Here is a 12,703-nt window from a genome sequence, read left to right as displayed (position 1 = left end):
TAAGTAATTTGGAATTTTTTCTCTATAAATAGTAAGAATTTATCCTGCCCCTTTTGTCAATGAAATTCTAATTAGGTTGCGTGATTACCATCTATACCTTATTCGTAAATTATTCTAGATTTATTAAACCTTAATTAAACATTCCCTCATATTCCTCTATATTTATGAATTCAACACCTGTGGGATTTAGTTTTTTGATCTTATCAATTACTGATTTATGATATAAATAGATTCCTGGTTCTTCTAATAATCTCCAGCCCAAACGTCTCTTTAATGGTATTTTTTTTAGAACTTCTTTATCTAAGACATATTTGTTAATAAAGTACATATTACATTCTTCATCGTATTCATAATCTGATTTCTCTTTATCCAAAGCTTCAAACGTATTACTATCAACGTAAATACAGTAATAATTATTAATGTAGCCTCCTTTTCTGTCTGAAAGCTCTATCGGAAGAATACGCACGCCTTCCATATCCATAGCTAACATTATGTTGGCTATTTTTTTACTAACAAAATCTTTAGAGCCTGTTAAATAATCGGCCAATATAGGACATTTGGGTAAAGGATCTCCCAATTGAGCCTTGATTATTTCTTTTCTTTGATCTAAGAGATCAATCATTGGAAAAGCCTGATCTCCTTTAGGCATCATGAAATAATATTCAAAATCTTTCATATTTTATTTTTTATCTTCTTTAATGCAGATATTAAAAAGTATGCTTTATTCCGAATTGTGCACATCAAAGATATTATCAAATTGAATCTAAAAAATATCTTCTGCTACAGTATAAATAATTAGATTGGCTATAATCAATTTCAACATAGCTAGCGGGGACTTCTTTCCTGCGCTATGATAGTCATGCTTTGAATTGTGTCGTTATCAGATTACTTTGCTCAATTCTTACCCCTATATGAAAGAATTTAACAAAGTAATTTAATAAATCGAAAGCAAAAAACATGAATAACAACGATATACCGTTGCCAAAGGATATTGAGCGCCCGACAGAAACTGTTTTAGTCAACATCACCCCTCAGGAAACCAGAGTAGCTGTATTAGAAGAGAATACCTTATGTGAAATCCATATTGAACGCAATGAAGGGCACGGATTAGTAGGTAATATCTATCTTGGTATCGTACGTCGCGTCCTTCCCGGAATGCAAAGTGCATTTATCGATATTGGACTTGAGCGTGCAGCATTTCTTCATATAGTAGATGTTCTTGAACAGCGTCAAAACCCCGATCAGCCACAACGGATTGAACGCATGCTGTTCGAAGGGCAATCTATTTTAGTGCAGGTCATTAAAGATCCGATAAATACCAAAGGAGCCCGATTATCCACCCAAATTTCACTGGCTGGCCGTTTTCTGGTTTACCTACCCCAAGATCAACACATAGGTATTTCACAACGCATTGAAGATGAAGATGAAAGAAATCAGCTTCGTGAGCGATTAGAAAATCTACTCCCAGCAGATAACCACCAAGGCTTCATTATCCGTACCAGTGCTGAAACAGCCACAGACTGTGAACTAGAGGCTGACATTAGCTATCTGACAAAACGATGGCAAAATATACTTTACCTTTCTCGTACCAGCCCTCCAGAGACATTGTTATATCAGGATTTACCTCTTAGTTTACGGGTATTACGTGATATGTACAGCGATAACATCGATCATATTTATGTGGATTCAACCATGAACTATGAGCGGATGCTGGATTTTGCTAATCAATATGCACAAGGTGCAGCAGACAAGCTCGTTTTATTTCAGCAAGATTGCCCATTGTTTGAAAAACATGATATTGAGTCAAAAATCAATCAAGCTCTACAGCCTCGCGTAAATCTTAACTTTGGTGGTTACATTCTGATTGAATCCACCGAGGCCATGACAACCATAGATGTGAATACTGGAGGATTTGTTGGCGCACGGAATTTTGAAGATACTATCTTCAAAACTAACCTAGAAGCTTGCCATGTCATCGCTCGAGAACTTCGATTACGCAATTTAGGCGGTATTATCATTATTGATTTTATTGACATGCTCAATGAAACTCATCAGCAACAAATTTTGGCTGAGTTGGCACAGGCTTTGGCCTATGACAGAACACGGGTTACCTTAAATGGGTTTACCAGCCTGGGATTGATTGAGCTAACGCGCAAACGCACTCGAGAGAACCTGACACAGATTCTGTGTGAACCTTGTCCAGTTTGTCAGGGGCGAGGTAGACTAAAAACCGCCCAAACAGTTTGCTATGAAATTCAACGTGAAATTATTCGTGAAGCACGACGGATTGATGCACCAGAATTCCGTATTTTAGCAGCGCCTAGTGTCATTGATCTGTTTATTGATGAAGAGGCGGTATCTTTATCTATGCTAAGCAAATTTATCGGCAAACCCATATCTCTTGCCGTTGAAACAACGTACAACCAAGAACAATATGATATAGTTCTGCAAATGTAACTGATCAATTAAAAATAGCCGCATGAATCTACTTAATACTTTGCAAGCAGATAGCCTTTGGCAGACCATTCGCAGTGAAACGGAAGCAGCAGTCAGTAATGAACCCATTTTGGCCAGTTTTCTGCATCTTACCGTTTTACGGCATAAGAGTTTTGCGCACATGCTGGCATTTCATTTATCATCCAAGATGTCCAGTGCAGTCATGGATGCACGAGCATTATTTGAGATTTATCTGGAAGCACTACAACAGGATACATCCATTTTAAATGCTGCACTGGCTGATATCGTAGCCTACTACCAACGTGACCCAGCCTGCGAAACTTATTCCCTCCCCTTGCTCTATTACAAAGGCTTTCATGCCATTCAAACTCACCGCATCAACCATTGGTTATGGCAACAGCAACGCCACACTTTAGCCTATTTTCTACAAAACCGTGCCTCCGAGGTATTGGGAGTGGATATTCATCCGGCTGCTTCTTTAGGTTATGGGATCATGATTGACCATGGTACAGGCGTGGTAATTGGTGAAACAGCCATCCTCGGCAATAATATTTCGTTGCTTCATGGGGTCACCTTGGGTGGATCTGGCAAACAAAGTGGCGATCGTCACCCGAAAATCAGCGATGGCGTCATGATTGGTGCTAATGCTTCTGTATTAGGAAATATTCGTGTTCATACTTGTGCCAAAATCGGCGCAGGCAGTGTCGTAGTTGAAGATGTTCCAGAATATTCAACCGTAGTTGGGGTACCAGCAAAAGTCATTAGTAAAGATGTGAAATGTGAAACTCCTGCTCAAGAAATGGATCAACGGATTTAATTAAAATCAACCAATTATTGAAGGCATTCAATCATTATTTATCACTGATCCTAATTTAATAAAATCATGATTTTAAATATTTTTGGTTTTTTTAATGAGACCAAATCCAACACTTGTACACTGTTTACTTTAAAATCAAATTTAATAAAATTTAGGGTAAAAATAACATTTAAACTTATTATTTCAATAGTTTAAAATAAATAATTATCCACTAAAATCTCAGCAGAAAAGAACTCAGGGGAATTTGTGCAAAAAAAATTCAAAATAATTTGAGAAGACAGGCAAAACATCTGCCAAAAACTGACTACCAGTACCATCAATCACATTTTCAATGGTGTGGATGCCTAAGATAATAATAAACAATGCACACAACCACACTAAACCATCATTTAACTAATTTTTTAAATTTATTATATAAATTCGATAAATTGATGGAACAAATCATATATGCACATTCTATGATATGCCAATACTTAGTTTACGTGTCTGAGATGGTAAAATAAGCTAAAACTATTTTTTTTCCCTTAAACCATAGATTGAGCATAATTCATGTATCAATGAGACTGCTTTAAAATATGGTATTAATTGAAAAGGGGTTTGAATCGTAAAGGTAATGTATAAAAAAACTTAAAATATTCGGCAATCAATAGAACCAAATGAAGAGAATTTATTTTAAGATATCAAACGGAGAAAATTAAAAATCGCAAATTCTGAAAAAGAATTTGCGAAAATATGGTGGCGAATCAGGGATTCGAACCCCGGACACAAGGATTATGATTCCTCTGCTCTAACCGACTGAGCTAATTCGCCATGTCTCGTCTTTAAGAGAGAGGGCATTATACAATATTTTGATATTCCTGCAAGCTTATTTTGTGATTAATATTTAATTATATGATTTTTAATCATATTTTATTTACAAATAGGTCAGATTTGTTTTTTATCGTTTCACAAGCTTCTTATAAATACCTTTATTATTCGCCATGGGTATTCATGCGCTTTGTGGTACAATTGCGCCATTTTGTATTAAGCCAAATTCTAAGGAATATCATGAGTTTGAAATGTGGTATCGTTGGTTTACCCAATGTGGGCAAATCTACCCTCTTTAACGCCCTCACACAGTCAGGTATTGAGGCAGCTAATTATCCGTTTTGTACTATCGAGCCAAATGTAGGCATCGTTGAAGTACCAGATGTACGAATGGAAGCCTTGTCCAAGATTGTTAATCCAAAAAGAACCCAGCCTGCAATTGTTGAGTTTGTTGATATTGCTGGTTTAGTAGCTGGAGCCAGCAAAGGAGAAGGTTTGGGTAATCAGTTTCTGGCCAATATTCGTGAAACAGATGCAATTGTGAATGTGGTGCGCTGTTTTGATGATGAAAACATTGTGCACGTATCTGGAAAAGTTGATCCGATTGCAGATATTGAAGTGATTGGCACGGAGCTGGCTTTAGCCGACTTAGCCAGTGTAGAAAAAGCCATCATCCGTGAAGGAAAACGTGCAAAATCTGGTGATAAGGAAGCGCAGAAGCTGGTTGCCATACTCGAACGTTTGCAGCAACATTTATTAGAAGGTCAACCAGTACGTGCAGCTAATCTCGATCAGGATGAAATCAATCTAATCAAGCCACTCTGTCTACTTACTGTTAAACCCGCCATGTATGTGGCTAATGTTGCTGAAAATGGTTTTGACAATAATCCACATTTACAACGCCTACAAGAATTAGCGGCTCGAGAAAATGCACCGGTTGTGGCTTTATGTGCGGCAATGGAAAGTGAAATAGCTGATTTGGATGAGGCCGACAAAGCTGAATTTTTACAAGAAATGGGCTTAGAAGAACCTGGTTTAAACCGGTTAATTCGTGCTGGATATGATCTACTGGGTCTGCAAACTTATTTTACCGCCGGGGTACAGGAAGTCAGAGCGTGGACCATTCATAAAGGGGATACTGCCCCACAGGCCGCTGGTGTGATACATACAGATTTTGAACGGGGATTTATCCGCGCCCAAGTCATCTCATATGATGATTTTATTGCCCTAGGTGGCGAAGCTAAAGCCAAAGAAGCTGGTAAAATGCGCGCAGAGGGCAAAGATTATGTCGTGCAAGATGGTGATGTTATTCATTTCTTGTTTAATGTCTAAATAAGCATTTTCGTTTAAGGCAACAGTACAGATATCGCTGTTGCTTTTTTACTTGGCTAGTTTCTAAGGATTTTGTTTCAAGCCATCTTCTTGTTATTGCCTTGATTTGCAACCTCAATATCTTAACTTTTGGCTTAGGAAAAAATATATTTTAGGTTATTAGCCATAGCTAATATCAGAATGGCCGTGTGCCATCAAGTTATGATGCAGCCACCGGCTGCATTAGCGCACAATTCGTGTAAAATAATGCGCGAGTGTTGTTTTAATTTCAGAAATTGTGCTGATTAAGTTTAATGAGATCAGCAGCTGCATATCAAGGCAGTATTAATATCTGTTAGCACGATGATTAGGATAGCTTCCTAGTCCCTATTAATTTATATAGAGAATACAAAGTTTAATCATGATTAGTGTTATCCACGATTTACAGCAGCGTGGTTTAATCGCCCAAACGACTGATGCCAATGCACTTGATAATCTATTGAATGAACAGAAAATCACACTGTATTGCGGATTTGATCCTACAGCCGATAGTTTACATATTGGCCATTTATTACCTATTCTGGTGTTACGTCGCTTTCAGCTAAAAGGCCACACTCCAATTGCTCTGGTGGGCGGCGCAACTGGTTTAATTGGCGATCCAAGTTTTAAAGCTCAAGAACGCTCACTCAATACTTTGGAAACAGTACAGGATTGGGTAAGCAAAATACGTGCCCAACTTGAGCCATTTTTAAGTTTTAGTGGTGAAAATGCTGCCATCATGGCGAATAATTATGATTGGTTTGGCAGCATGAATTGTTTGGACTTTCTTCGCGATATTGGCAAACATTTTTCTGTAAACAGCATGTTGAATAAAGAATCAGTAAAACAAAGATTAAGCCGCGATGATGTTGGCATTTCTTTTACTGAATTCGCTTATGCATTGTTACAAGGTTATGATTTTGCTCAGTTGCACCAGCGTCATGGTGCTGTATTACAGATCGGAGGTTCTGATCAATGGGGCAACATCACCGGTGGTATAGATTTAACCCGACGTTTGCATCAGGCTTCGGTCTATGGCTTAACCTTGCCATTAGTGACTAAAGCTGATGGTACTAAATTCGGAAAAACTGAAGGTGGTGCAGTATGGCTCAGTGCGCAAAAAACTTCTCCCTATCAGTTCTATCAGTTTTGGCTCAAAGTAGCGGATGCTGACGTCTATAAGTTCCTTCGATATTTCACTTTCCTCAGTATTGCCGAGATTGATGCGATTGAACAACATGATCTGAACAGTGGTAGCAAACCAGAAGCACAACGCATTTTAGCTGAAGAGATGACTCGATTGATTCATGGTGAAGAAGCATTGGCCGCTGCACAGCGTATTTCTGCCTGTCTTTTCTCGGAAGATCAAAGCGCGTTGACTGACAGTGACTTTCAGCAATTATCGCTCGATGGTCTGCCAACATTCAAAGTGACTGGATCAACCAATATTGTGCAAGCGCTCACTACAGCTCAATTGGCTAAATCCAATAATGAGGCACGCGGATTTATCAGTCAGGGTGCAGTGATGGTCAATGGTCAGAAAATTGATAGTGCAGATTATGTTTTCGATGACAAAGACAAACGATTCGGACAATTCACTATTTTGCGTCGAGGTAAACGCAACCATGCCTTGTTAATATGGCAATGAACAAATTCAGATCATAAAATTTTAAAAATAAATAAGGGAGTCGACATGAGTAATGAAGCCACTATCCTCCAACACTTACCTGTTGGCGAAAAAGTCGGCATTGCTTTTTCAGGGGGGTTGGACACATCAACTGCATTGCTGTGGATGAAGCTCAAGGGTGCTTTGCCATATGCGTACACAGCCAATCTAGGGCAGCCAGATGAAGAAGACTATGAGGCTATTCCACAAAAAGCGTTGGAATATGGCGCTGAAAAGGCACGATTGATTGACTGTCGCCAGCAATTGGCACACGAAGGGATTGCAGCCATCCAAAGTGGTGCTTTTCATATCCATACTGGTGGCATGCCTTATTTTAATACTACTCCATTAGGCAGAGCAGTGACTGGCACGATGCTGGTTGCAGCCATGAAAGATGATGATGTGCATATTTGGGGAGACGGATCAACTTATAAAGGCAATGATATTGAGCGATTCTATCGCTATGGTCTGTTGACCAATCCTGCATTGCGGATTTATAAGCCATGGCTGGATCAGCAATTCATAGATGAGCTAGGCGGAAGACACGAAATGTCTGAATTCCTGATTGCACAGGGATTTGACTATAAAATGTCAGTGGAAAAAGCTTATTCAACTGATTCAAATATGCTAGGCGCTACCCATGAAGCCAAAGATCTGGAAATGCTCAATAGCAGCATGAAGATAGTTCAACCAATTATGGGGGTGGCTTTCTGGGATGAGCAGATTGCAATCAAACCAGAACAAGTCAGCGTGCGCTTCGCAGAAGGAATTCCAGTTGCTTTAAACGACACAGAATATGATGATCCAGTAGAATTGATTCTTGAAGCCAATCGGATCGGCGGACGACATGGTCTGGGTATGACTGATCAGATTGAAAATCGGATTATTGAAGCCAAATCGCGTGGTATTTATGAAGCACCCGGCATGGCTTTACTACACATTGCCTATGAACGCTTGCTAACAGGTATTCATAATGAAGATACGATTGAACAGTATCGCATTAATGGTTTACGCTTAGGACGATTGTTGTATCAGGGGCGATGGTTTGATTCACAGGCATTAATGTTGCGGGAAACGGCTCAGCGCTGGGTAGCTAAAGCCATTAGCGGCGAAGTAACATTAGAGCTACGACGGGGTAATGATTACTCTATTCTTAATACTGAATCTCCTAATCTGACTTATCAACCTGAACGACTCAGTATGGAAAAAGTTGAGCACGCCGCCTTTTCTCCAACTGATCGCATTGGTCAGCTGACAATGCGAAATTTGGATATTGTCGATACACGCAATAAGCTCAGGATTTATACTCGAACTGGGTTATTATCAGTAGGACAGGATAATTTTCTGCCACAACTTAATGATAAAAATTGAACATGACATGTTCGAAATGCTCTAGAAATGAAAGTGGTTAACTTGAAAATATAACTCATTGATAAGATACCATGTTCATATCGGCTAAATGCTTAGTTTTTTAAACTAAGCATTTTTTGTTACCATGTAGATATTTTGAAAGATTGATTAACGGCTATTAAGAGATCAATATTAGGAATTTGCCAGATTATTTAGAGTAGACTATATCGTTTCGAATTAGCGGAAGCTATTGCAAATCAATATCTTTTGCTTAATAACTTTATCGAAAGTTTAGCGCTATTGATTTTATCTTTGATGATTAATAGTAAGTCTAGTTTTTATATCAAATAACCCTAATTACACTGTTACAATAAATAATTTTTAATTGAACTCAACTAAGATTTTTAAAATACCTGATTTGTTGTTAGTTGTTTACAATATATAATTTGAATCTTTTCTAATGATACTTATTGCCTAATCTGTAATAGTTTCTTTAATTAATCTCTTTCTTACAATCAAAATAGGTATAGATAACTTAATCGGATGCTAACAACCAATCTTAATCACATTAGATCCATATTATCAATACCAGCAAGGCATATCGAACAATAAAAAACCCTGCTTACGCAGGGTTTTTAGATAATTTAAGTGATTAATTTACTCGTACCAAACTACGGATTTTCACATCAACGCGACGATCAGGTGCGATACATTCGATCAGAGCAGCACGTTTCTTAGCTGCAGAAACTTTTTTACCTAAACGTGCAACTTCGGACTGACAAGTGTGGGTCATGCGAGCTTCAGATTTACCCATACCAACTGCTGAAATTTTTTCTGCAGGTACACCTTTTGATACTAAGTAATTAGCCACAGCTTGAGCACGGCGTTCAGATAAAGTTTTGTTGTAGGCATCTGAACCTTTAAAGTCTGTGTGACCTTCAATACGTGCACTAATTACTTTACTGTTAGATAGACGCGCAGCCAACTGATTTAAAGTATCAACTGCTTCGTTACGCAAGGTGAACTTATCAAATCCAAATAAGAAGTTTGCAGATAAAGAAACTTTTTCAACTTTTTCAATTTCTACAACTTGTGCTGGAGCATCTGGGTGAGCACAATTATTGCCCAATGTTGGTTCAACATCTTGGTTAAAACCATTTTTCCAACATTCAGGTGTACCATCTGCTGCTTTAGCACCAGTTACGACAATCTCACCAGTACCAGTTCTTGGGCTAGAACTTGTGGTATAACCATTGTATTTACCACTTGGCTCACCGGTCCAGTCGGCTCCCGGTACAACACCATTGGCAAAAGCGGCAGTTGAAGCAGCCATAGCAACGATCAATGCGCTCAATTTTAGCTGTTTGGTCATGTTATTCCCTCATCAAAAAATTTGTTATGTGTTGAATTAGTTCATTAATACACTGCATCAAAACACAAATACCATTTACAGGCCGCTCAAACCGGGCGGGTAGCTTGGTAAATCAGGTCTATACTATAAGAAACCACAGTATAAACTGTCAATATCTAAACCACCAAGGCGAAGCTGCTAGACGACCCGCTTCCTAATATTGAATCATGCCTAAAAAATAAAGCTATGTCACTTATTTACAACTAAAACCTTAAGTTTAGCTTTAATTAGTTGTACAAAAACAACAAGAAAAGCTTGATTAAACTGGCTATTTATCTTTCTTGAATGATGAATTTGTTTAGTTTTATTTCTTGCCGATATGTTATCTGGCATGGTAAAAAAGTTAAGTTTTGATGCTGAATAGCTGAACATTTTGTTGTATTTGAGCGACAAAATTTAACTTCTCCCGTCATTGAAAGAGACTGAATCTATATGAAATTACAACAGCTAAGATATGCGGTTGAAGTATATCGCCAAAACCTGAATATATCCGATGCTGCAGAAGCTTTATTTACCTCTCAGCCGGGTATTTCGAAACAAATCCGTATGCTGGAAGATGAATTAGGCGTACCTTTGTTTACCCGTCATGGTAAGCGGATTGTAGCGGTTACCGCACCTGGTAGAATCGTTTTGGACACTGCAGAGCGTATTTTACGCGAAGTTCAAAAGATAAAGCGCATCGGTACTGAATTTGCAGATCAGGAAATCGGTTCTCTGACGATTGCCACAACACACACGCAAGCAAGGTATGTATTACCTAGGGTGATCAAATCTTTTGCAGCTCAATATCCTTCGGTACAGCTTAATATCTTGCCTGCATCTTCCAAAGCCATCATTCAACTTGTTCTCAATGGTGAAGTGGATTTCGCGATTGGTGCAGAAATGATTGCAGAACATCCTGAACTACATAAACTAAGCTGTTTTGCGTGGAATCGCAGTATTATTGTTCCAGATGCTCATCCTTTATTGTCTTTGAATCGCCCGCTACAACTGACTGATATCTCTGCTTACCCAGTAATCACTTACGATTATGCTTTGGAAGAGTATTCTGATGTTGCACGCGCTTTTGCTCAGGGTGAAGGAGAACCACCGCAAATTGTTCTAACTTCACCCGATGCAGAGGTGATCAAAGCCAATGTTTTAAACGGTTTAGGCATTGGTCTTACCGCTACAATGGCCTTTGATCTACAACGTGATCAAGGACTACAACAGATTAGTGCAGAACATTTGTTCGAACCAGCATTCTCCCAGATTATTCTCAGAAAAGATGCCTATTTATGCGGGTTTGCCTATGAATTTATGGCTTTATTTGCACCAATGTTGACTAGAAGCAGGATTGAATCTGTCTTGTATGGGAACTTTGACGAAGATTTTTCAATCTAATGCCGTGTATATGAATTGAATATGTCATTTTATGATTAAAACAAACATGCCGATTTATTTTGCTGGTTGTTTTAGTTATAAGGTTTAAGCACATATGCTTAATATTGCATGAGTTGATTAATATAAGAAAGGGATCATGATTAGTAAAATGGTATTCAACATCATGATTTTTTTATCATGGCTAGACAATATATTTATTTGATAATAGATTTTTTATTAGGATCTTCAAACTATTTTTTTATCATTTGACCTAGTTGTTTTGGATTTATACTCAATCTTTTTAGTATTTCGAGAATAGCTTTACGGAAAAATTTTAAATTCTCAGGGATTAAAAATACTAGAATGTATACTTTTAATATCCTTAAACTATTCTGCTTTCTAATCCACAAAGTAGTTCTAACATTTCTCGATGAGCAGGATGGTTGAAAAAAAGAGTACTAATCTTATAAAAGTTAAATTGTTTATTATTAATTAAGTGTTAAATTACCTTGATTTCAATGCAGATAAAAATTACTGGTTCATTTCATCCAAATATTTTGAGATATTAATGGAATCTTTTCATATTTTTGGGATATTTTTTTGCTTTTATTAGATATTTTTCTAATCTCCAAACCCTATTTTTTATCTATTGAAATATTTTCCAAAATAAATTTATTAGCTTGAGCACTCGCACACTTTTAAACCAAGTTGATTAAGGGCAAATAAAAATTAACGCTCTGCACATGAATTGTATAAGTTTGATCCTTCAGCTTATATTGTAAATTTAACAATCCTCTCATTTAGATTTAAAATGTTCTCAATTTTTTCTGTCTCAAACAAGATGATATATTTTCCTTAATTAAACTTTCTAATGTTTTTTTATGCGGTTTACCTATCACTGTTTTATGAATTTAGTAAGTTTTTCCGCCAATCTTATTGACTAGCCAGCGCCCACATGCTGTTTTTAACAATGCTTATTTTGATATTCTTCTAAACGCTTGGTTGTTAAATGGCATCTTTTCTATAATTATTTATTAAAAATGTTACTGATTCTTCATTTAATCAAAACTCCATAATAAGCATTTATTCTTTTTATGGGCTTCATTTATTGCATCAGCTAAAGTAGACAAATCTTCCCGTGCATTTTTTAAATACATAGGATCAAGTGAAATAGCAGAAATGATTTTTTTATTTTTAATGAAGTATTTATTTTCAGCAATGAAAACGGTTTCAGATTTCACATTTTTGTCATGAAAACCTATTGGTATATTGTAGTATTGGGTATATGACTTTACTTCAAGTCGATCTTTTCATTTTGTGACTTTAATTGCTGTACGGTAGGTTTCACCATAGATCCCTAATTCAAGTTGATCTTTTTTACAATTCAACTTTGCACCTTGGGTCAAGTGTAAGGATTCAAGTGTGATCTCTTCAGCTTTTAAAGTGAATGACATGCATAAAATATAAAGACTAATTAAATATA

9 protein-coding genes and 1 tRNA gene are annotated in these 12,703 nt (G+C 37.3%); 6 read left to right on the top strand and 4 right to left on the bottom strand.

Annotated elements, in window-relative coordinates; genetic code table 11:
- Positions 1 to 130: 130 nt before the first annotated feature.
- A complete protein-coding gene (locus tag J3U68_RS02040) occupies positions 131 to 676 on the bottom strand; it encodes an imm11 family protein (protein WP_267374057.1) in 546 nt (181 codons plus the stop codon).
- 281 nt (positions 677 to 957) lie between these two features.
- Here J3U68_RS02040 and rng point away from each other — a divergent pair, with 281 nt between their 5' ends.
- Positions 958 to 2,457 (top strand): ribonuclease G, encoded by a 1,500-nt coding sequence (gene rng / locus J3U68_RS02035; RefSeq protein WP_267374055.1) that lies wholly within the window; start codon positions 958 to 960, stop codon positions 2,455 to 2,457.
- Positions 2,458 to 2,479: 22 nt separating this feature from the next.
- The gene (gene cysE / locus J3U68_RS02030; RefSeq protein ID WP_267374052.1) at positions 2,480 to 3,274 is read left to right on the top strand and encodes a serine O-acetyltransferase; all 795 of its coding nucleotides are present in this window, start codon (positions 2,480 to 2,482) and stop codon (positions 3,272 to 3,274) included.
- 733 nt (positions 3,275 to 4,007) lie between these two features.
- Here the strand turns inward: cysE and J3U68_RS02025 are convergent.
- A tRNA-Met gene (locus J3U68_RS02025) sits at positions 4,008 to 4,084 on the bottom strand.
- Between the two features lie 237 nt (positions 4,085 to 4,321).
- On the opposite strand from J3U68_RS02025, the gene ychF reads away from it, so the two are divergent.
- The 3 genes from ychF to argG all read left to right on the top strand — a co-directional run bounded on the left by ychF (position 4,322) and on the right by argG (position 8,468).
- Positions 4,322 to 5,413 (top strand): redox-regulated ATPase YchF, encoded by a 1,092-nt coding sequence (ychF, locus tag J3U68_RS02020; RefSeq protein WP_267374049.1) that lies wholly within the window; start codon positions 4,322 to 4,324, stop codon positions 5,411 to 5,413.
- Between the two features lie 403 nt (positions 5,414 to 5,816).
- Positions 5,817 to 7,079 (top strand): tyrosine--tRNA ligase, encoded by a 1,263-nt coding sequence (tyrS, locus tag J3U68_RS02015; protein WP_267376184.1) that lies wholly within the window; start codon positions 5,817 to 5,819, stop codon positions 7,077 to 7,079.
- A gap of 45 nt (positions 7,080 to 7,124) precedes the next feature.
- Positions 7,125 to 8,468: an argininosuccinate synthase gene (argG, locus tag J3U68_RS02010; protein WP_267374047.1), complete on the top strand. Its 1,344-nt coding sequence runs from the start codon at positions 7,125 to 7,127 to the stop codon at positions 8,466 to 8,468.
- 631 nt (positions 8,469 to 9,099) lie between these two features.
- Here the strand turns inward: argG and J3U68_RS02005 are convergent.
- On the bottom strand, positions 9,100 to 9,819 hold the full coding sequence (locus J3U68_RS02005; protein WP_267374045.1) for an OmpA family protein: 720 nt from the start codon (positions 9,817 to 9,819) through the stop codon (positions 9,100 to 9,102).
- A 471-nt stretch (positions 9,820 to 10,290) separates the two neighbouring features.
- On the opposite strand from J3U68_RS02005, the gene J3U68_RS02000 reads away from it, so the two are divergent.
- Positions 10,291 to 11,241 carry a LysR substrate-binding domain-containing protein gene (locus tag J3U68_RS02000; RefSeq protein ID WP_267374043.1) on the top strand — a complete coding sequence of 317 codons (951 nt, stop codon included), beginning with the start codon at positions 10,291 to 10,293 and terminating at the stop codon, positions 11,239 to 11,241.
- A 1,037-nt stretch (positions 11,242 to 12,278) separates the two neighbouring features.
- Here J3U68_RS02000 and J3U68_RS01995 read toward each other — a convergent pair.
- Positions 12,279 to 12,461, bottom strand: coding sequence for a hypothetical protein (locus J3U68_RS01995; protein WP_267374041.1), 183 nt, complete (start codon positions 12,459 to 12,461; stop codon positions 12,279 to 12,281).
- Between the last annotated feature and the right edge of the window lie 242 nt (positions 12,462 to 12,703).

This window comes from Snodgrassella sp. B3882 (assembly GCF_026535915.1).
Taxonomy (GTDB): Bacteria; Pseudomonadota; Gammaproteobacteria; order Burkholderiales; family Neisseriaceae; genus Snodgrassella.
Note: the sequence above shows the minus strand (reverse complement) of the source record. Positions and strands in the feature narration are given on the sequence as shown.